The 20,537-nt window shown below is 36.8% G+C and carries 20 protein-coding genes and 1 pseudogene; 13 read left to right on the top strand and 8 right to left on the bottom strand.

What is annotated here, in order from left to right:
• The first annotated feature begins 108 nt into the window (after positions 1–108).
• A complete protein-coding gene (locus tag AC07U8_RS13600; RefSeq protein ID WP_494738056.1) occupies positions 109–2,055 on the top strand; it encodes an Lnb N-terminal periplasmic domain-containing protein in 1,947 nt (648 codons plus the stop codon).
• A 101-nt stretch (positions 2,056–2,156) separates the two neighbouring features.
• Here AC07U8_RS13600 and AC07U8_RS13595 read toward each other — a convergent pair whose 3' ends face one another.
• Positions 2,157–2,990, bottom strand: coding sequence for a helix-turn-helix domain-containing protein (locus AC07U8_RS13595; protein ID WP_494738055.1), 834 nt, complete (start codon positions 2,988–2,990; stop codon positions 2,157–2,159).
• Positions 2,991–3,299: 309 nt separating this feature from the next.
• On the opposite strand from AC07U8_RS13595, the gene eat reads away from it, so the two are divergent.
• From eat to AC07U8_RS13575, 4 genes are all read left to right on the top strand, one after another.
• A complete protein-coding gene (gene eat / locus AC07U8_RS13590; protein WP_151803273.1) occupies positions 3,300–4,730 on the top strand; it encodes an ethanolamine permease in 1,431 nt (476 codons plus the stop codon).
• Positions 4,731–4,732: 2 nt separating this feature from the next.
• Positions 4,733–6,115 carry an ethanolamine ammonia-lyase subunit EutB gene (locus AC07U8_RS13585; protein WP_004724618.1) on the top strand — a complete coding sequence of 461 codons (1,383 nt, stop codon included), beginning with the start codon at positions 4,733–4,735 and terminating at the stop codon, positions 6,113–6,115.
• Positions 6,116–6,130: 15 nt separating this feature from the next.
• Positions 6,131–6,946 (top strand): ethanolamine ammonia-lyase subunit EutC, encoded by an 816-nt coding sequence (gene eutC, locus AC07U8_RS13580; protein WP_419263113.1) that lies wholly within the window; start codon positions 6,131–6,133, stop codon positions 6,944–6,946.
• 471 nt (positions 6,947–7,417) lie between these two features.
• Entirely contained in the window at positions 7,418–8,287 is an 870-nt protein-coding gene (locus AC07U8_RS13575; protein ID WP_151803271.1) for a metal-dependent hydrolase, read from the top strand.
• 170 nt (positions 8,288–8,457) lie between these two features.
• On the opposite strand, the gene AC07U8_RS13570 is transcribed toward AC07U8_RS13575, so the two are convergent.
• From AC07U8_RS13570 to AC07U8_RS13540, 7 genes are all read right to left on the bottom strand, one after another.
• Complete coding sequence (locus AC07U8_RS13570) at positions 8,458–9,204, bottom strand: hypothetical protein (RefSeq protein ID WP_494738054.1); 747 nt, start codon at positions 9,202–9,204, stop codon at positions 8,458–8,460.
• A gap of 159 nt (positions 9,205–9,363) precedes the next feature.
• Positions 9,364–9,723, bottom strand: coding sequence for a cupin domain-containing protein (locus AC07U8_RS13565; RefSeq protein ID WP_151803269.1), 360 nt, complete (start codon positions 9,721–9,723; stop codon positions 9,364–9,366).
• A 76-nt stretch (positions 9,724–9,799) separates the two neighbouring features.
• Complete coding sequence (folE, locus tag AC07U8_RS13560; RefSeq protein WP_171064926.1) at positions 9,800–10,348, bottom strand: GTP cyclohydrolase I FolE; 549 nt, start codon at positions 10,346–10,348, stop codon at positions 9,800–9,802.
• A gap of 126 nt (positions 10,349–10,474) precedes the next feature.
• Complete coding sequence (locus AC07U8_RS13555) at positions 10,475–11,176, bottom strand: Smr/MutS family protein (protein WP_096734603.1); 702 nt, start codon at positions 11,174–11,176, stop codon at positions 10,475–10,477.
• 192 nt (positions 11,177–11,368) lie between these two features.
• Positions 11,369–12,175 carry an indole-3-glycerol phosphate synthase TrpC gene (gene trpC / locus AC07U8_RS13550; RefSeq protein WP_262086256.1) on the bottom strand — a complete coding sequence of 269 codons (807 nt, stop codon included), beginning with the start codon at positions 12,173–12,175 and terminating at the stop codon, positions 11,369–11,371.
• 18 nt (positions 12,176–12,193) lie between these two features.
• Positions 12,194–13,240, bottom strand: coding sequence for an anthranilate phosphoribosyltransferase (trpD, locus tag AC07U8_RS13545; RefSeq protein ID WP_494738053.1), 1,047 nt, complete (start codon positions 13,238–13,240; stop codon positions 12,194–12,196).
• 18 nt (positions 13,241–13,258) lie between these two features.
• Positions 13,259–13,843: an anthranilate synthase component II gene (locus tag AC07U8_RS13540; protein ID WP_494738052.1), complete on the bottom strand. Its 585-nt coding sequence runs from the start codon at positions 13,841–13,843 to the stop codon at positions 13,259–13,261.
• Positions 13,844–14,108: 265 nt separating this feature from the next.
• Between AC07U8_RS13540 and AC07U8_RS13535 the strand changes: the two genes are divergently transcribed.
• From AC07U8_RS13535 to AC07U8_RS13500, 8 genes and pseudogenes are all read left to right on the top strand, one after another.
• Complete coding sequence (locus tag AC07U8_RS13535) at positions 14,109–14,471, top strand: hypothetical protein (protein ID WP_245349816.1); 363 nt, start codon at positions 14,109–14,111, stop codon at positions 14,469–14,471.
• Positions 14,472–14,495: 24 nt separating this feature from the next.
• Positions 14,496–14,805 (top strand): annotated as a pseudogene (locus AC07U8_RS13530) (phage tail protein).
• Positions 14,806–15,044: 239 nt separating this feature from the next.
• On the top strand, positions 15,045–15,404 hold the full coding sequence (locus AC07U8_RS13525; RefSeq protein ID WP_209826981.1) for a hypothetical protein: 360 nt from the start codon (positions 15,045–15,047) through the stop codon (positions 15,402–15,404).
• Between the two features lie 470 nt (positions 15,405–15,874).
• Positions 15,875–16,660 (top strand): hypothetical protein, encoded by a 786-nt coding sequence (locus AC07U8_RS13520; protein ID WP_494738051.1) that lies wholly within the window; start codon positions 15,875–15,877, stop codon positions 16,658–16,660.
• A 140-nt stretch (positions 16,661–16,800) separates the two neighbouring features.
• Positions 16,801–17,160, top strand: coding sequence for a hypothetical protein (locus tag AC07U8_RS13515; protein ID WP_494738050.1), 360 nt, complete (start codon positions 16,801–16,803; stop codon positions 17,158–17,160).
• 116 nt (positions 17,161–17,276) lie between these two features.
• Positions 17,277–17,918 carry a TonB family protein gene (locus AC07U8_RS13510; RefSeq protein ID WP_494738049.1) on the top strand — a complete coding sequence of 214 codons (642 nt, stop codon included), beginning with the start codon at positions 17,277–17,279 and terminating at the stop codon, positions 17,916–17,918.
• 607 nt (positions 17,919–18,525) lie between these two features.
• Positions 18,526–19,467, top strand: coding sequence for a hypothetical protein (locus AC07U8_RS13505; RefSeq protein WP_209826978.1), 942 nt, complete (start codon positions 18,526–18,528; stop codon positions 19,465–19,467).
• 135 nt (positions 19,468–19,602) lie between these two features.
• On the top strand, positions 19,603–20,136 hold the full coding sequence (locus AC07U8_RS13500; RefSeq protein WP_096735536.1) for a GTP-binding protein: 534 nt from the start codon (positions 19,603–19,605) through the stop codon (positions 20,134–20,136).
• Positions 20,137–20,537: the final 401 nt, after the last annotated feature.

Raw genomic sequence — 20,537 nt, 5'->3', positions numbered from 1 at the left:
TATTGAGAAATGAATCGAACATGAGTGAACATTGAGCGAACTCTTGTATTGAGCTGACATTTCTTAATTGCGCAGTTTTATAATATATCTATATAAATTGATGATTGAATGAAATATTTAGCACTTAGTTTAAGCTTACTCAGTTCATTGTTTACCGTTCATTTACATGCGGAATCCGCTTTAGAGAATCAGCATGCATTAGAAAATGCGTTAAAACTGGCACAACAAAAACAATTAGCCAGTCATATCACCTGGAAACGTTTACTTTATGCAGAAGATGCCTCTGCTAAAGACTTAAATCACAATAACACAAGTCACAAAAACACAAACCAAAGCGAAGTCAGTTATTCAGGTTATTTCTTTGCTCAAGATGGTCGACAGAACATCCAAAATGAAATGAATGCAGATATCACTGCACTGTTTCAAGTCGCCGATGCCAATCAATCCATTCATTGTAAATTTCCTGCACGTAGCCAATGGTTGATACAACAACTGAATATTTCACAACAACAATTACCTGTTGTGTCCTGTCCTGAGTTTGATCAATGGTATGCACAAATCAAGCCCTACCAAGTGACCTTGATTTATGCGACTGATTTTATGGGTAATCCAAGCTCAATGTTTGGCCATACCTTGCTTCGTCTTGATCCTAAAGATCAAAAACAGCTCAACTTAGTCTCTTATGCTGTGAATTATGCAGCCACAGTAAACAGCGATGACAATTGGTCTTATGCATGGAAAGGGTTAGTTGGGAAATATCCTGGCGAATATTCTTTAATGCCTTATTATCGCAAAGTGAAAGAATATGGTGATTTTGAAAGCCGTGATCTTTGGGAATATGAACTCAATTTAAATCCTGAAGAGACCGCTTTTTTGGTAAAACATATTTGGGAAATGCAAAAAGTCAGTTTTCCTTATTATTTTGTCAATGATAATTGTGCCTATCGTTTATTGGGGTTGATTGATTTAGTCCGTCCAAGCTCGAATTTACGCAAGCAATTTACATATGCAGCGATCCCGATTGAAACCATTAAAGCCGTTGAGCAACAGGGATTAGTACGAGAAGCGGTATATCGTCCAGCGTTAGAAACACAATTAAATTCGCAGACCAAACAACATGGTCATGCTTTGGCAAAAAAAGCCCATGCAATTGCGGTATTAGAACCACAACAGATGCAAGCGGCTTTAACTGATTACGATGATCAAGATCGTGCAAAAATATTAGAAATGGCCTATGACGATTTATATTTACAATTCGTTGCTCGTCAGGTCGATGCAAGCTTTACTCAACCGCGTTTTAGACAACTGCTAGGCTTACGTAGTCAAATCCCTATAGAGAAACAGCGTTTAGCACCTGTGCGTCCGAAAGTTGATCCAGTTAATGGACATGATTCACGTAAGTGGTCCGTGGAAGCAGGTGAGGTTCAGGGTGAAAAATTTGTACAAATTGGTCATCGTCAGGCCTATCACGAACTAAAAGATCCGCAGGGTGGCTTCCGTACAGGCACGCAATTGTTGTTTCTGGATGGTGCTGCGCAATGGCGAGATGATCGACTTAAACTGGAACATCTCGATGTATTAACAGTAAACTCTTATAACCCCATCACCCCGTTTAAAATGCCAATAACCTGGGGTTTTACTTTGGGCTGGCAGCAAGAAGCCATTCAAAATGGACAATTTAGTGACCAGCAACAACATGGTGTGGTCAGTGCAAAAGCCCAATCTGGTTATACCCTTGCAGATGATGATCGTAAGCATCTTTGTTATGCAGAACTACAAACACAGCTTCAAGCAGGTACATCATTGGATAAAGGCTGGCGCGTTGGACTGGGACCAACATTAGGCTGCCAAAATGTATGGTCAGATCGTTTAAACAGTATTGTTCAAGTCGAATTACCCTATTGGCAAGATTCAAGTGAGTGGAATTTACGTATCCAGAGCACACTGCAATATTCGCTCAATCATCAAAATTCATTAAACGTCAATTGGGAGTACCAACAACAAAACCAACTTGATTGGCAAAAAATTGGTTTAGGTTTTGTACATTATTTTTAAAGATAGATCTGGCAAATCGGATTTTGAGAATGTTATTTCGAGATAGAGCTTTGAGAATGACATGTTGAGATAGGTATTAATCGATCGCAAGCCAAGGATGTTTATACAAGGAGATTATTGATTCTCATACGTAGAATCTGTTGCCAATTGTTTAGAAAAGGACTTTTGGTTTTTATAAAGAAATGACCTTGGTAGAGTTGCTTGACTGTATCAAGATAACCCGCATCGACAGCATCTTCCAACTCTTTAAAATCCGCATGAATTTCTGCCTGTATTTGATAGGTTCTTGCACAGATTAATTCGCCAACCTTATTTTTTAAATAAGAAATCTCAGATTTAAGCGTATTTAAACTGATCTGTTCATCGCCATAGAGATAAATATGTAGCTGTTCTAGGGTTAAGCCCAAAGGATTTAGAATCAAAATACAGATGATTTCAAACTGCCGTGGCGTTAAAAGGATCGACTGCTCATTGATCATTATTTTCTGTGGTACTGAAAATGCATGGATAGTTAAACGATTAAAGGGCTGAGTATATAATTTTTGTGCAATGATCTCGGCGCATTGTGTAACGGCCAATTGTCCAAAAATATTTGCTTGATTTAAGCTGTGAAATAAAACCACTTCACCACATGCTTCCCCTGATGTTAAATCAAGAATAGGCGCACTATAAATATAGTGATCTGGCTTTGTTTCTAAATTTTGATCTTGCTGGAATTCTGCGAATGGATCTGTATTGGCTGAACACCACAGTAGATTTTTTTGCAGATCCCTGATTTGTATAACAACAGCAGCGAGCAGCGCCGTGTTGAGTAAATCCTGCTGACATTGAATCAGTGCTAATTGTAAAGCTTGCTGGGAACGTGAGTTTGCTTGAGTAGGGGTTAAATTTTCATTTTTGATTGTTGGCTTTTTAGCATGTGGTTTTGAGTCCATCGCATAATCCATTTATGCATATATACTAAATAATATCTTAAATTAAATAAACAAATAACAAAGTAAATAAAATATATAAATTTCATTATTTTTCTTTTAATTATTCAATTTTCAATAACTTTTTCCGATTCTCTAGTTTGGTGCTATTCAACTTTTCTCCTACCTTTGTTTGGTAGATTCATTTAAAAGTAGTTTTTAACAACTGACAAGACGTTATGTTCATGGGATTGAACAAAAAACATTGACGTCATCCAAGGAAAGGCACTTTTTTTGCTTATACAAAAGAAGGCAAATTAAAAAGGAACGATGATGGACGCTCGAAATGAACAATCAACTATCGTAAAAACAGAAGATTCCAAAGAATATTTTGCTCAACGAGAATTAAAAAAGGGTGCTGTTGGCTGGTTACTCTTGGTCGGTTTAGGGGTTGCCTATGTGATTTCAGGTGACTTTGCTGGATGGAACTTTGGTATCGCTCAAGGCGGTTGGGGCGGTATGTTTGTCGCAGTGATTTTTGCTGCGATCATGTATCTATGTATATGCCTCTCAATGTCAGAAATGTCGACCATGCTCCCTACAGCAGGTGGTGGATACAGTTTTGCCCGTATGGCTTTTGGACCATTTGGTGGTTATTTAACAGGAACAGCGATTCTGATCGAATACGCTATCGCACCGGCAGCAATCGCGACCTTTATTGGTGCATATTGTGAATCCTTATTTGGAGTGGGTGGATGGTTAATTTATTTAATCTGTTATTTGGTTTTTATGGGGATTCATTTAAAAGGTGCAGGTGAAGCACTTAAAATCATGTTTGTGATTACTGCGATCGCGGTGGTTGCAGTGGTGGTATTCCTTGTTGCGATGATTCCTCACTTTAACAGTGCCAATCTATTCGATATTGCGGTTGACTCATCTAAAGCCGGTGCGAGTAGCTTTTTACCCCAAGGCTATTTAGGGATCTGGGCAGCAGTTCCGTATGCAATCTGGTTTTTCCTTGCTGTAGAAGGCGTACCTTTAGCTGCAGAAGAGGCCAAAGACCCGGCTCAATCATTACCACGTGGTTTGATTGGTGCAATGTTGATCTTGGCTGCTTTTGCCATCTTGATTTTAATATTGAGTGCGGGTGCAGCAGGTGCAAGTGTACTTAAAGATTCAGGTGCACCTTTGGTGGATGCGTTGGTTAAAGTATATGGGCACGGCATGTTGGCGAACTTTGTAAACTTTGTTGGCTTGGCTGGTTTAATCGCGAGTTTCTTCTCAATTATCTATGCCTATTCGCGGCAAATTTTTGCACTTTCTCGTGCGGGTTATTTACCGACGTCTTTATCATTGACCAATAAAAATAAATCGCCATATTTAGCCGTGATTATTCCGGGGATTATTGGCTTTTTATTGTCATTGACCAAACAGGGTGATTTACTGATTTTGATTGCGGTATTTGGTGCGACGATTTCTTATGTTTTAATGATGATGGCGCATATCAAATTACGTATTTCACAACCTGATGTATATCGTCCATATCGAACACCTGGTGGTATTTTTACTTCCAGTATTGCGTTGATCTTATCAATTGTCGCCGTAGTTGCGGGTTTCCTGGTTGATCCTAAAGTCTGGTTTATCGCTTTGGGTATCTATGTGGTCTTCATTGTTTATTTTCTTGTTTATAGTCGCCATCATCTGATTTCAGGCACACCAGAAGAAGAATTTGCCAGCATTAAGGCCGCAGAACAGGAATTATAATTATGAGTTATCGTTATAGCGTTGCTCAGCAACAATATATTTTCCAAGATTTAAAGACCTTAATGGCTAAGGCAACCCCATTACGTTCTGGTGATGAGTTGGCTGGTGTTGCAGCCAGTAATGCAACGGAGCGTGTGGCAGCACAGATGGCCTTGGCTGAAGTCCCGTTAAAAACTTTTTTAAATGAAACGGTCATCGACTATGACAAAGATGATATTACGCGTTTAATTATTGATGAACATCGTGCTGATTTATTTGCGCCAATTGCGCACTTTACTGTAGGTGATTTTCGCAATTGGTTGCTGAGTGAAGATGCAACTTCTGAAAAATTGGCCAATTTAGCCAAGGGTTTAACGCCAGAGATGGTTGCTGCTGTGAGTAAAATTATGCGTAATCAGGATTTAATTCTGGTTGCGAGTAAATGTGAAGTGGTGACGCAATTTCGCAATACGATTGGTTTAAAAGGTCATTTATCAACCCGCTTACAACCGAATCATCCAACCGATGATGTATTGGGGATTTCCGCCAGCCTATTGGATGGCTTGATGTATGGCAATGGTGATGCTGTGATAGGAATTAATCCTGCCACAGACAACTTACATAATTTGTCAGAGTTATTGAAGTTACTCGACCATATTATTCAAGAATATGAAATACCAACACAATCTTGCGTGTTAACCCATATCAGCTCAGGGATTCAACTTGCAGAACGTAATATTCCAATTGATTTAATGTTCCAATCCATTGCGGGTACGCAATTGGCCAATGAAGGCTTCGGTGTTACCTTGGATTTACTTCAGGAAGGATATGAGGCGACTTTAGCACTTAATCGAGGCACAATTGGTCAAAATGTGATGTATTTTGAGACTGGACAGGGCAGTGCCTTATCCAGTAATGCGCATCATGGTGTGGACCAGCAAACCATTGAAGCACGAGCTTATGCAGTGGCACGTAAATACAATCCATTATTGGTCAATACTGTGGTTGGGTTTATCGGTCCAGAGTATTTGTATGACGGGAAACAGATTATTCGTGCAGGGCTAGAAGATCACTTCTGTGGCAAATTACTCGGTGTACCTATGGGGTGTGATATTTGTTATACCAACCATGCGGATGCAGATCAAAATGATATGGATGTGCTACTCACGCTATTTGGTGCTGCGGGAATTAACTTTATCATGGGAATTCCAGGTTCGGATGATGTAATGTTGAATTATCAAACCACATCATTCCATGACGCTTTATATTTACGTCAGTTAATGGGATTAAAACCGGCCCCTGAGTTTTCGGCTTGGTTAGATCAGCAAGGAATTTTGCACCAAGAACAACGGCAAATTCATTGGCCAAGCAGTATGCCAAAAAACTTTGCTAAATTATTATCATAAAAAGGAGAGTAAACCATGAAGCTCTCAAAACTTGAAACTTTTCCAAATGGTTTTCATGAAGATCCTTGGCATAAGTTAAAACAATATACTGATGCCCGAATTGCGATGGGAAGAGTAGGATGTAGCATTCCAACTCAGGAATTGCTTAAGTTTCAACTCTCGCATGCACAGGCCAAAGATGCTGTTTTTCACCAATTAGATACTGAAAATATGCAAGCTCGGCTTAGAGATTTAAAATTTGAAAGTCTCATTGTGGAAAGTAAAGCAACCGACAAAGAAGTATATTTAAAGCGCCCTGATTTGGGCCGCGAGTTATCGGAACAGGCTCAAACTCAACTCACGACTTATGTGCAACAGCACCCACAGCAATATGATGTATGTATCGTGGTTGGTGATGGCTTATCTGCACGAGCAATAGAAGAGAATGCCATTGCCTATATCAATGCCTTACGTGAACATATTGATGCTGAGGGCTGGAAACTGGCGCCAATTGTACTTGCTACAGGGAGTCGTGTGGCATTAGGCGATGAAGTGGCACAAAGTTTTAATGCACCGTTATTGATTATGTTGATTGGCGAACGGCCTGGTCTAAGCTCACCTGACAGTATGGGGGTGTATTACACTTGGAAAGCGCGAAAAGGCAGTATGGATTCAAGCCGGAACTGTATTTCCAATGTACGACCTGCAGGGCTGAGTATTCAAATTGCCACACAACGTTTAATGGCGTTGATGCGAAATTCATTTAAATTACAACTTTCAGGGGTTGATTTAAAAGATGACCACGTTGTTCCATTACAAAGCGATGAGCATCGCAAAAAATTATTATTCTAACGGCCAAATTTTTATATCTTGAACAAAGCAGTGCCTTGATGTTTAAGGCATTGCTTTGTAAATACTAGAGTATTTGTTCAAGCTTAAGTGTTGTGTAAACCTTCAAGTTTAAAAAATAAATTAAAAAACTAAGTGCACTTCTCTTAAATATCCTACATTTAATTCCAGTCATAGCTCAGCGTTTTTATTGAATATGCTTGATGTGGCATTTCAGCAAAGTCTATTTTTGAACTGAAAAAGACATTTAGACGATCCACTTTTTACACAATTTAGATCATGCTGTTGATGGCATCGCAAGCATATATCGACATACTTCGAGAGACTTATTCAATCAAAATCTCATGAAATAGAGATGCAATGACATGTAAATGAGTCGAAATGACCTATGGAATTATACCCAGTTAAGTAAAATTCTAATAAGCGCACCAGCTAAATTAAAAAAATGATAATCAGCCAGAGGCAGGATCAACCATGGGCATTTTAAAAAAATTTATTAAATCGAGTGTGTATCATGAGCCATTACCTATTCGCCGTGATGTCAGATTTAATTTACCCGCAGAGCGAATCGCAGATTGGCATACCGCCGCAGGTCCAATTTTTACCGCATTGCTAAATACGTTTTCTATTGTCTTGCCTATTGGCGAACGCTTCTTTATTGATGCGGTAAGGGCACATCGTGATTTAGTCCAAGACCCAGAATTACAAAAAGCGGTGACGGCTTTTATTGGTCAAGAAGCAATGCATGGACGTGAGCATGAAGAATATAACCAAGCCTTATTTGCACGCTCACCGATTGCACCAAAATTTGAAGCATTGGTTTTAGAGATTTTTGGTTTGCTTAAACAACACTTACCTGCATATTTTTGGCTCAGTGGAACAATTGCATTAGAACATTTTACCGCTTTATTGGCAGATTCTGTATTACGGACACCTGAGTTATTTGAAGGGGCTGAAGAACATTATGCCAATATCTGGCGTTGGCATGCTTTTGAAGAAACAGAACATAAAGCGGTGGCTTTTGATGTATGGAATACTGCAATGGGGCATGGTCCTTATGCCTATGCTGTTCGTAGCTTTGGATTGGTGGTCGCAACGATTGTGTTCTGGGGCTTAGTGATCCCTGTATTCTTGACCATTGTTAAAGGAGAAGGGAGGTTAAGCGATTTATCCAGCTGGAAAAAGACCTATCATTATACCTTTGGTGGTATAGGCGTATTGAGAAAGCAATTGGGAAATTATATCGATTATTTCCGTCCAAACTTCCATCCGTGGAACCATGAGAACCGTCAATACATGCAACAAATGGAACAATTGATTTATCAATTGGCTGAAAAAAAATAATCAAATATCATATTTAAAGGATTGGCTGTGTGTTTGTGATATATCGCACAGCACATGATTTTGAACAGCTTATCGAGCAGTTCATCATGGTGATTTGCTCGACTAGCTTTAAATCTGTATGAATTAGAAAAAACTTGAGAAAAATGATTCAGCTCAATCATTGATACAAACTATTTAAATAATTTGCCTGCTTGAGAAAGGATCTTTTTGCCTTTTTGAGTGACTTCTAAGGTGACATCTGGTGTTTCACTTGCACCTAAAACATTACGATAAACCACATATTGATATGTACCACTGTTAAAAATGTAGTGGTGATCGCCGCCTGAACCATCCATTTCAACACGACCCTGATTTAAAATAAGATCAGGTTTTGCAGCTTGGGACTGTTTTGTTCCCCAAGATGCATAACGGTATTTACCATTGGGCATGGCATCTATACGCACTTGAAATTTGTCTGTTTTAAACTGCAATTCAGGTGTTTTAAAATTTTTAAGTGATGAATGTAATTGATTTTTCTGTTGTGAAATCAATTGCGCTTTATATTTTTGTTCAGCATCACTACTGTAGTTGATGGCTTTAATTTTATGACCATCTAACCATAGTGTGCCACCATTGAGCATCACACCACGCCAACCCATACTTTCCCATTGTGATGGTTTTGAGTTGGCGATCTCTTGAATAAGTTGAGTATCAAACACTTGGTTAAAGCGTTGTTTCATCTGGGTTGCATTGGCAATACTTGGGATGGGTTCTTCACGATGTAAGGGGTAGGTAATGTTGTTTGAAATCGCGGTGATATTTTTATTTTTAAATAATTTAATGACACTTTGCACATCTTTTAATTCGTTGGCATTTAGATTGTCGGCAAAGGCGCTAGTGGCAGTTAACGCTGAAATCAAGATCACTAAATTTTTCATTTAAAATAATGGTATAAGGCTGAGATAATTTAAATCATATAGTTTTAAGTGGACAGTAAGTGAGTGTTTTACAAATATAAGCTATAAGAAAGCAAAAAATATAAAAAAGCTTATATTTGAATGCGCTGATCATCAAAAAATAATTACAAACTTACTGACTCAAACTTCAACCACAACAAAATATTTTTTAACTTCTTCAAGCACTTCAAATGTACCGATAAATGAAGGTGGGATAATTCCTGCTTCACCAGCTTTAATTTCTACAAATGATGATGTGTTTTTATCATGCAAACGTACAGCACCTTCAATCACCTGAAAAAATTCCTGCTTATTGTCTGCAAATTGAATATCCCATGCACCGACCTCGCATTGCCAAATACCACAATTCATATTGGGATGTTCATACAAACTTTGTGTGAGTCGTTTTGGATTTCCTTTAACCAATCGCTCTGCACGAGGATAATCGATAGTGGTTTCACTGCTCGTTAAACCATCACCTGCCAACCAAATTAAAGACATTGTAAAACCCTATCGTAAAATAAAGCCTCAATAAAATGAGGCTTTGATATTTATATTGCTTGCTGAATGATCAGTCTTAATGTGCTTCAGGCACTGCAGATAAAAATTCACGACGTGCTTCTTTATCTGTTTTAAAATCACCGACAAATGACACGGTACGTGTGGTCGATTCTTGTTTGCTGACACCACGCATCATCATACACATGTGCGCTGAATCAATGACCACGGCAACACCACGTGCTTGAGTAACTTCAGCCACTGCATCTGCAATTTGCTTTGTCAACTGTTCTTGAATCTGTAAACGGCGAGCAAACATTTCTGTGATACGGGCAAATTTAGACAGTCCTAAAACATTGCCAGAAGGGAGATAGGCAATATGTACACGACCATGAAAAGGCAATAAATGATGCTCACATAACGAATAAAATTCGATATTCTTTACCAAGACCATTTCATCATTATCAGAAGGGAAGACCGCATTATTGGTCACTTCTTCCAGCGTTTTGCTATAGCCAGACGTCAAGTACGAAAAAGCTTTAGCCGCACGCATAGGCGTATCTTTCAGACCAGGACGGTCTAAGTCCTCGCCAACGGCAGTTAAAATATTCGCGTAGGATTGCTGCATAGACATAAAACGTGTTCACTTATACGGTTTGAACAAGGACGGCATTGTATCAGAAAAATGAATAATATTTTCTAATTACAAGATAAACCGACACTTAAGAGAGTTTTGATCATTTAAAACAAATGATCATGGATTTCCATTTGATTTTGGATTTCTTTCAGCACGTTTCAGTAAAACCAAAACTGCGCCTGTGCCACCTTGTTTTTCAGGAGCACTGACAAAAGCTAAAACATCACGATGTTGACGAAGCCAGCCGTTCACATAAGTTTTCAGTATGGCTTCTGGACCTTTGCCATGGACAATTTTAATGACATTTTGGTTTTCATCTTTTGCCATTTGAATGATTTGCAATACAGCAGAGCGTGCTTCTTCAACAGTACAACCATGTAAATCAACAGCTTCAAACCAGCGTAGATTACCAGCTTTTAAGTCTTCAAAAACTTTATGTTGTAGTGTTGCGATGCGATAGCTTAAAGCCGCCTGACTTGCAACAGGATTTAAAATCGCTTGAGTATCTGACAATTCTGCATCATTAATTTCAAATGCACCTTCAGCTGCCGCGCGTTTGGCAAGGGTTTTTGCATCTGGTTTTTTGCGCAAATCACTACGCTCGATTTTGGCAATATTGCCGTTATCGAGTTTGGTTACACCGCCGAGTGCGGTTTTAAACAAATCAGCATCATCTAACTCTTCAGGTGCTGTTACTTGTGCATTCTTACTTTCAGGTTGCACTGCAACTTTTGAAGCATGTGGAGGAGTGATTTGTTTTTTGAATTGTTTTAATAAATCAAGCTGTGATTTAGAGAATGTGGAATCAGATTTACTCATAATTGCAAAAAACAGTAAATGGACGGTATTAGGCGCTCAGTATAGTCTGAATCTTGTCAAATTTGAACTGAATTGAATTCACACAGTTATATCTGCGTTGATCGTGACTTGAATGTTGGGAGTTGAAAAATTTATAGGGGGAGTGGGGGAAATATGAAAACAGGGTGAGCGAACTCACCCTTTGACTTTTAATTACACTGTTTCAGGCAGACCAAACAACGCATTAAATGCATGATCAGGGCGTGGTTGCTTCATAAAGCTTTCACCCACAAGGAACGAATGAATATCGTGTTCTTGCATCATGCGCACATCATCTGGTGTTGCAATACCACTTTCAGTGATCAGTAAACGTGATGGTGGAAGTAACTTCTTCAAACGCAATGAGGTATTTAAATCCACATCAAAGGTTTTTAAATTACGGTTATTCACACCCAGTAAACAACGCTCTGAAAGTTGCAATGCACGTTCCAGTTCAGCTTCATCATGAACTTCAACCAAAACATCAAGGTTCTGCTCAAATGCGGTCTTTGACATTTCTTCAAGTTGTTGATCTGACAAACAAGCCACAATCAATAAAATACAGTCGGCATGTAAAGCACGCGCTTCGATAACGCCGTAAGGATTAATCAAAAAATCTTTACGTAGGGCAGGTAATTCACAGTGACTACGGGCGATCTGAATATTTTCATCAGCGCCTTGAAAGAAATCTAAATCTGTTAAAACAGATAAGCAGGCTGCACCGGCTTGCTGGTATTGTTGAGCAATTTCAGCAGGGTTAAAATTTTCACGAATTATCCCTTTTGATGGTGAGGCTTTCTTTATTTCAGCAATCACACCTGGGCGTTTACTGTATAAAGATTTGGCAAAACCACGCACAGGTGTTGCAGCTTGGGCAAGCGCTTCAACATCGTTTAAACTACGTTGTTTTAAACGTTGAGCAAATTCTTCGTATTTACGATCAACAATTTTACCCAACATTGTATTGGCAATATCCACCATGATAACGTCCTCTAATCCTTAAGCTTCATACTCTTTGAGTGTTTTGGTAAATTCAGACAAAATGCCCATTTTTTCTAAAGCTTGCCCACCATAGATAATATCATGTGCTAAAGCGACACCTTGTTTATAACTCTTGGTCAAACCTGAAACATAGATACCAGCACCTGCATTTAATGCCAGCATACTGGCTGCTTTTTCACCTTTTGCTGATTTCTTCTTACCGAGCGCGTCTTTGATTAATGCTAGGCTCTCAGCAGCACTATCAACAGAAAGACCAGTTAAGGTTTGAGATTCAATATCTACATCTTCTGGTTGAATTACCCACTCAGTGATTTCACCATTTTTTAATTCAGCAACATAAGTCGAGGAAGCCAAACTGATTTCATCTAAGCCGTCTTTAGAATGAACCACCATGACGTGTTCAGCCCCCAGTTGTTTTAAAACTTCGGCCAGTGGACGACACAATTCTGTTGAAAATACACCTATCACATAGCGACGTACCCCAGCCGGATTCGTAAGCGGGCCAAGGAGATTAAAAATACTACGGAAGCCCAATTCTTTACGTGGGCCAGCCGCATATTTCATCGCTTTATGATGGTTTGGGGCAAATAAGAAGCCAACCCCCATTTCACGGATGCATCGTTCTGTCTGGTGCATATTTAAATCAAGGTTAATCCCGGCCTGTTCTAAAAGATCAGACGAGCCTGATTTAGAAGAAACACCACGATTTCCATGTTTTGCAATGGTTACACCTGCTGCCGCAATAACAAATGAAGAGGCAGTAGAGACGTTAAATAGGTTTTGTCCATCACCACCCGTGCCAACAATATCAATTAAATGCGGGATATCACCCACATCAATTTTAATTGCAAACTCACGCATTACACGTGCCGCAGCGGTGATTTCGTCAATACTTTCACCTTTTAAACGAAGTCCCATCATAAATGCACCAATTTGGGCATCTGTGGCTTCACCACGCATGATGGTCCGCATCACTTCCTCCATTTGAGGTTGAGTGAGTTCGATATTTTTAGTGATGTTATTTAAAGCTTGTTGAATATTCATTATCTTGTACTACGCATATTAAGCATAAATTTCTAAAAAGTTTTTAAAGATCTGATGACCATGTTGACTCAGAATGGATTCTGGATGGAACTGCACGCCTTCAATTGGCAATGTCTTATGTTTGACACCCATAATTTCTTCGATAGAACCATCTGCTTCATTGGTCCAGCAAGTAACTTCCAGACATTCAGGCACATTGGCTTGATCAATCACGAGTGAATGATAACGTGTTGCTGAAAATGGAGAAGGTAAGTTGCTGAAGATCCCTTGGTCACTATGATACATGTCAGATAAACGACCATGCATCACCGTTTTGGCACGTACAATTTCGCCGCCAAAAGCCTGACCAATCGCTTGGTGGCCTAAGCACACACCGAGTGTTGGAATTTTTCCTGCAAAATGCTGAATTGCAGGGATAGAAATTCCTGCTTCAGAGGGTGAGCAAGGACCAGGACCAATCACTAAGTACTTTGGTTGCCATCGTTCGATATCCTCTAAGGTCACGGCATCATTGCGAACAACTTTAACGTCTTGGTTTAACTCGCCAAAATATTGGACAATGTTATACGTAAAGCTATCGTAATTATCGATCATTAGAAGCATATCAAACTTAACCTTTTGAAATATATCGCTTAATGTGTAGGCTGGATGTGAAGTTACTCACAATGTTACTCACTTTGCTAAGTGTCTATTTAAACAACAGCTTTTACAAAAAAGCCGCTATCTAAGCGGCTACTTTAGCAGATTTTTTACATTTTGTGGCTACAGCTTCATTTACATCACTATTTAACCAGAAACTAAGCACATCCTCCTTTTGATGAGGGAGGTGATTCTGTTATTTATTCGATCTCAAAGCGAAGGTTCCTTTTTGAATCAATTATTAGTATCTTGTTTTAAAATAAAACGTGAATTTATTATGAAAATAAAAATTTTATTCGTATTCTTACTTTCAAGCACAACTGTATATGCATATGAACAGGACGCTTGTCAGGTTATGAAAAATATGGCATCTATGTTAATGACCGAATACCAACAAGGTTTCGATATAGAAAACTATTTACAAGCTACAAGTGGGAAGTTATCGGAAAACCAATCTTTACTACTCATTGATATGATTTCTAATGCAAAACAATATCAAATATACGCTACTGATTTTGCTAAAGAGCAAGCTATTGAGAATTATGCAAATGAGTGGCGAGAAGATTGTGAAAGAAATATTGAACCTGAGTGAGTTAATCTAAAGTTATTAAACCAACTGACGGTGGTTTTACACCCAAAAGTCAATATCTTAACTTCGAAATTCGGCCATGGCTACGAGCAGAATATCTCAGTAGGTATCAACAACAGAATGGAGAGAATGGTCGTATCAGAGAACTTAAACCAAAGAAGAGATTATTTAAATCAAAGCCTTTTTTCATCGACATAGAGTTATTGATTTGTTTCTTTGGGATTCTCCATTAGATGGTGAGGTGAGAGTTAAATCAGATACACGCTATAGACTGAGCCAAGTGGATGGAATTATTTGGTCTATTTCAGCAACATTTACCCAAGCCTTTTACCCCTAATCTAATTAACTTCACGCCTCACATTGTAGGGGTTTTCGGCCCTCTAATTTAGGGCTTTCTTTGCTCCAATTATCGTTAATTCTTCTTTTGATAGTGTAAGCAAATTAATTTTTTCTAGAATTACCGATATTAGAATATTTTAAACAAATGGTAAAAATACCAAATTTTGGGGATATAAATAATCTTTATTAATTTTTAAAGTAGTATTTCATTTAAAAAACATACTATGGTGAAAACAAATGAAAGGATACATTTTACACTCTTCAGTTATTGCATACTATAAACCACAAAAAGATCAAACTTTTCGATGTTCAAGCAATTTTCCACACTGGAACACTCCTAAAGCTGATGGAGCTAAACTTAAGTTTCAAGTAATTATTCCTGAAGGATATCCTCAACCTCATTTTTCAATCACACATGATAAAGTGGGCCCAGACAAAACGTGGTATACAAACGTTTATGACGGCAAAGAAATTTTAGTAAAAAGTGAACAGGGTGAAGGTGGCGGTCATGCTTTATATGTCGGGACAACTAGTCAACTTCCAGCTGGATTGCGTGGCGACCAAACTTATGCGGTTTTAGTATGGGTCTCTGAGTAGTTTAAATTGCTCACTTCTTTATGCGTTTGCGATCAAATGTAATGAAAACCTCCACTGGGAGGTTTTTTTGATTGAGTATTATTTATGGAAATTAAGCATACACCAGCTTTACCTAAAATAAGCCAAACTAGATAAAATGCTGAACAACTTTAAGTTTAAATTCTTGAGAATATTTAACCATACAAAAACACACTTAAAGTTAGACTAAGTAGTACTGAGCTTTTGAAGTGCAATTCACTGTAGATGTTTTTTTGTAACCGATTTATTAATGCTCTAAATATTATGGTATTTATCTGGGATAAGCATTTCGGTCTATACATCGAACCTTCTATATCTTCTTTTCGTTAGACTGAACAATAGAGCGTGTATATTTGAAGTTGAGGACATTGGGAAAAATAGGCTAAATTAAATAAGATGAAAGTTTTTTATGACATAATTCTTTCAATGAGAACAACGTTTAAGAAATCAGTATGACAAGACTTCACATCGAAAACAAAAAAAATGCTCATTTAACAGATGAGGCTCAAGAGTTGATTTGCTTTGCAAGAATTTGTGATATTAAATCTTGGGAAGAAGTCTTGAATCAGTATGTAGAACTAAAAGAGAAAATTGTTCCCAAAAAAGTTTTATTGCTGTTAGAAGATATTGGACAATGTAATTATACTTCGATGCATGCTTCTATGGGTGATGGGCTTTACTTTGATGTATCAGAATATATTGAAGAGGGTGAAAACGAGGATGCCAGTTATGAGAATGCTTTACCTTTTGAAGTTCAGTATCATATTGAACAACTCTTAAAGCCAGAGAGTCATGTAAGTATTCGTGACTTGCATGGAAAATTCATTTATAGCCATCAAGATCTCTCTACTTTAATGCAGATTAATATGCATCCTGAGAAAATTTTGGATGAATGTGTTGAGGTAAAAGTATTAAGGAATACAACTGAAACTCAAAAGTTTGCAGCACAGCTAAATGGCTATTTTAGTTGCGATCTCAATCCATTTGAGTCTTTTAGCTTAATTCAATTTTTAGATAAAAATTTTGGCTTAGAGTACATTGGGTTAGGTGCAAGTTTATTATTCTTTATTAAAACACCAAAGTTTACAGCAAGTAGTTTAGATGAACTATTTAAAGAGTTGGATAAAATTTATAGTTTTAATCAAACTATGAGTACACAGTTGAAAGAACATTTTTTAGTTCATGACTATATCATTTTACCTTATGTAGAATCATTGGAAGTATTTGTTTTAGATTAAGATAGTTGCTGGATATGATTGCTCAGTACAATATACACAGTTTGAAAAATCACAATTAAATGTATAGTCAAACCTCCCTCAGGAGGTTTCTTTTTGTCCCTATTATTAGTATCTTAATCTCATTAATTTAGGGGCATCCCATGAAAAGAATAATTTTAATTTCTGGTTTATTGATTTCAAATTTTTGTTTTGGAGCTAACTGGATAGAGGTTGAGAATAAAGAGGGGAGTTCAGTACAAGTAGATATAGACTCAGTTAAATCTATATCTAGTCAAAAAAAATTGGCATGGACTAGGGTGATAAAAAATGAAAATAATGATTTGATAAACTCGACTATGAACGTTGAAGTAGATTGTTCAAATAAAACTCTTAAAAATAAAGAATTAATTATTCGCGCAAATGAAGAAGTAGTTTTCCAAAATAGTAAAATGAATAATAAAACGTATACTCCAAAGCCTGATTCGGGTGCTGGGTTAATTCTAAAAACTTTATGTTCATAAGCATCGAAATGCATTAGTGCATTGACAATTATGTAACATTCTAAGCCAGTGGTTTTACACCACCTAAAATGTTAAATTCTATCTATTTATAAAACAATAGTTTAAGTGAACTTTATATGAAAATTTTAAATATAATTTTAATTGCATTTACATTTTGTCTTGGATCGAATGTTCAAGCTCAAGAAGGGCAAAAAATTACAAATGATACAACTTTAGCTAGGTGGATGAGAGCACCAAAAGTTTCGTTTAAAAATGAATTATTAGAAGGCTATGACAGGAATGTTGTAATCTCATTTAAAACTGACGCGAGTGGCAGGGTTGAACACGCTGAAGTGTTTAAAAGTAGTGGATTGGAAGAATTAGATCATAAAGTATTAAGGGCTGTTCAAATGTCTAAATTACGAGTTTGGAATGAAGGAGAAAAGAAAACCAATTATCCTGCTCGTGCAAAGCAACCTTTTCAATTTAATGTTTCAAGAGAAGCTAAATTCAACTATGAACCAAGGATCGCTGTAAAAAAATCAGATTTGGAGGGGGAAAATAGATCAATAACAATCTACTCAGAAGCTGATGAACATGGGAAACTCACTAAAGCAGAGATTACTAAAAGTAGTGGATTAACTAAATTAGATAATTACGTATTAAATGAATTTCGAGAAAAAGCAAGCTTTCAACCATTAAATATTAACGGCAAACCTTATCCAATTAAAAAGAAAAAGGAATTTTATTTTTCTTTAGATTCTGCTAATGAAGGGTAGACTGTTTCTTTTCTGCAGAATTTAGTAAAACGAAACCCACTCTCCCGAGTGGTTTTTTATATTCTAAATCTTCAACAATTTTCATTAGTTAATTTTAAAAAAAATTGATAGTTTTCTAATATTAAGTCAAATAAAATAATAAAAACATAAGGGGGAATAAATAAAAAACTAATTTTATTAGCAACTTTATAGCTAGTGCAAACCAATACACGCTAAAAAAATCAATTGGGATGCATAGGAATATAAGATTAATTGATCAAATGAAAACAAATTTATTCATGTTATCGATATTAATATACAAATGTTATTAATATTTTTTAATAAAACATTTAGTTTTATTAAAATTGATTGGTATTATTTCTAAGCTGAAACATCACTAGTCTAGCTTTATTTTAAATTAAATTATTGATATTCAATAATATATTTAATTTGTGTTATCTGGGTTAAATTTTGCTTGAGTTTTTTTTAATAACTATTCTTGTATTTTATACGCTTAATAGTATATTAAATTTGTACAAAATTTTTACAGCAAATATAGTGTTTTGTATTTTATTTTTAAATAAAAATGATAAACTGTTCACACTCTATATGGGGCCATGGGGGCTAAATGAAAGAAGAAATAAAAATCGCTATATTCGGTTTGAGTTTAAATGTGCTCGATGCAATTAAGCAGAAAATACGATCTATGTATGATGACTCACTTCAAGTAAGTTGGGCGAATATTGCTGACCCTCATTTAGACATTCTTCTTGTGAATGATATGTTTTTTAGTTCACCTACAATTCAAAATTTGGTCGGTGTCAAAAAAGTTCCTTATTTGCGTCTGGTCAATAAGAATGAAAAATCAGGGCAAATAGAAGGAGATAAATTATATTTACCTTTTTCACCCTCAGATGAAATTCGAAAATGGTTTAAAGATCGCTATTTACATGTACCTGTCAGTGATAAAACCGTCAATATTGTCAATCAGATTTCTAAAAAAGCCGATTTAACCAAGGTGGTTCCTGAGCTTTTTAATGAGCGAAATGGCAATGTTCAAGTATTCGACTCAAAAGGCAACATCGCATTAGTTAATATTCGCACACAACAAGTTTGGATAGATCCGCTACGAAAAGTACAAGGGACGGATGTTTCTTTAAATTTTACTTATGCAACTATGCAAATGGCACAGTCTGTCAGCACTTTTCAAGGTATAGAACTTAGATCTTGGGTGTGGAATTTATTGTGGTATTCAGATGATGTCAATATTCCAATCAGTTCTAACGATTGTTATAAACTGCTAGATTGGCCACAACCGAATCATCAAAATGAACGGCAAATGGTTTTTAAAATTGCAGCGTGTTTTGAATTGGGAGCAAGTGTTTCCCAAGTGGCTCAGAAAACAGGCTATAGCAAAGAACAAGTCGCTAAATTTGTTTCAATTGGCGTGTTGACCAATGCGCTGAAAAAAATAGCGGTTGAAGATGCAAAACTACTTACTGAGGAAAAACAATCTTCAGGCATTTTACGTGGGTTTTTTGGCAAGTTAAGGAAAAAATTAGGGCTTTAAGTGTGCAAAAACATGCAAATCAAATAAGGCTTGTAAAAATTAACCCTTAAATCAAGTTTGTTTAAACTGACACGATAAGTAAATCTATATCCAGTTTATATGATGCAGTGATAAGTTTAAAAAATAGGTGATGATGTGATCTTACAAAAGTATAAAATTGTTTTTGGCGGTAAAATGGGTGCTGGTAAAACAGAAGCAATCAAATCATTATCTGAAATTTCAGTCTTATCTACAGAAGCACAAAATACAGATGAGCAAGCGCACAGTAAGGCATTGACCACTGTCGGGATTGACTATGGTGAAATCAAATTAGATGAAGGCGTTATTGTTGGATTATATGGAACACCAGGGCAGGATCGCTTTGATTTTGTTTGGTCAGTGATATGTAAAGGTGCAATCGGAGCGGTCGTATTGATTGACCATACGCAAAAAGATGCACTTGAAGATTTAAAATTTTACTTTCAAAGTTTTAAAGAACATCTCAATAATATTGTGGTTGGTGTGACCCATATAGATGAAAATCCGCAGCATCTATTAAAACCTTATAAAGATTGGATGCAATTAAATCAATTGACCATGCCAATTTTTGCAGTAGACGCCAGAAAAAAAGATGATGTATTGGTCATGGTTGAAGCGCTTATTGCAAGAGCTGAAGTCGAATTTGGCTAATTGTCGATATAGTAGATCGTAGATTATAAAATCACATTACTTTATTAAAGGCTGTATAGAACAATGTTAAAGGCGTATACATACTGAATACGCCTTATTTTAATGCTTTTGAAATAAAAAATTGCCATCATCTTAAAAAATAGTCGATAAAAAGTGTTGTTCGCGTAATATAAGCACCAAGATAAAACATTTTATTCAGTTTGCACAAAAATAGTGCGTTAAAATTGTGCGTAATAATTTTAAAATGAGAAGTGTGTTTGAATATGGTGCAATTCTATTTGCACTCAGTATAATAGATGGAATTTAATCGTTGCTAAGCTTATTTTCTGATAAGAAATTCAATATTTTAGCAATTATTTTAAAAGTTGGTATGCTACTTGCTATATAAATACCAACTACTA

The organism is Acinetobacter sp. GW821-FHT01E09 (assembly GCF_059422385.1).
Note: the sequence above shows the minus strand (reverse complement) of the source record. Positions and strands in the feature narration are given on the sequence as shown.

Bases quoted from the DNA above. Each gene is read 5' to 3' on its own strand.
- AC07U8_RS13600 (WP_494738056.1), top strand. From the start codon at position 109: ATGAAATATTTAGCACTTAGTTTAAGCTTACTCAGTTCATTGTTTACC.
- AC07U8_RS13595 (WP_494738055.1), bottom strand. From the start codon at position 2,990: ATGGACTCAAAACCACATGCTAAAAAGCCAACAATCAAAAATGAAAAT.
- eat (WP_151803273.1), top strand. From the start codon at position 3,300: ATGGACGCTCGAAATGAACAATCAACTATCGTAAAAACAGAAGATTCC.
- AC07U8_RS13585 (WP_004724618.1), top strand. From the start codon at position 4,733: ATGAGTTATCGTTATAGCGTTGCTCAGCAACAATATATTTTCCAAGAT.
- eutC (WP_419263113.1), top strand. From the start codon at position 6,131: ATGAAGCTCTCAAAACTTGAAACTTTTCCAAATGGTTTTCATGAAGAT.
- AC07U8_RS13575 (WP_151803271.1), top strand. From the start codon at position 7,418: ATGGGCATTTTAAAAAAATTTATTAAATCGAGTGTGTATCATGAGCCA.
- AC07U8_RS13570 (WP_494738054.1), bottom strand. From the start codon at position 9,204: ATGAAAAATTTAGTGATCTTGATTTCAGCGTTAACTGCCACTAGCGCC.
- AC07U8_RS13565 (WP_151803269.1), bottom strand. From the start codon at position 9,723: ATGTCTTTAATTTGGTTGGCAGGTGATGGTTTAACGAGCAGTGAAACC.
- folE (WP_171064926.1), bottom strand. From the start codon at position 10,348: ATGCAGCAATCCTACGCGAATATTTTAACTGCCGTTGGCGAGGACTTA.
- AC07U8_RS13555 (WP_096734603.1), bottom strand. From the start codon at position 11,176: ATGAGTAAATCTGATTCCACATTCTCTAAATCACAGCTTGATTTATTA.
- trpC (WP_262086256.1), bottom strand. From the start codon at position 12,175: ATGGTGGATATTGCCAATACAATGTTGGGTAAAATTGTTGATCGTAAA.
- trpD (WP_494738053.1), bottom strand. From the start codon at position 13,240: ATGAATATTCAACAAGCTTTAAATAACATCACTAAAAATATCGAACTC.
- AC07U8_RS13540 (WP_494738052.1), bottom strand. From the start codon at position 13,843: ATGCTTCTAATGATCGATAATTACGATAGCTTTACGTATAACATTGTC.
- AC07U8_RS13525 (WP_209826981.1), top strand. From the start codon at position 15,045: ATGAAAGGATACATTTTACACTCTTCAGTTATTGCATACTATAAACCA.
- AC07U8_RS13520 (WP_494738051.1), top strand. From the start codon at position 15,875: ATGACAAGACTTCACATCGAAAACAAAAAAAATGCTCATTTAACAGAT.
- AC07U8_RS13515 (WP_494738050.1), top strand. From the start codon at position 16,801: ATGAAAAGAATAATTTTAATTTCTGGTTTATTGATTTCAAATTTTTGT.
- AC07U8_RS13510 (WP_494738049.1), top strand. From the start codon at position 17,277: ATGAAAATTTTAAATATAATTTTAATTGCATTTACATTTTGTCTTGGA.
- AC07U8_RS13505 (WP_209826978.1), top strand. From the start codon at position 18,526: ATGAAAGAAGAAATAAAAATCGCTATATTCGGTTTGAGTTTAAATGTG.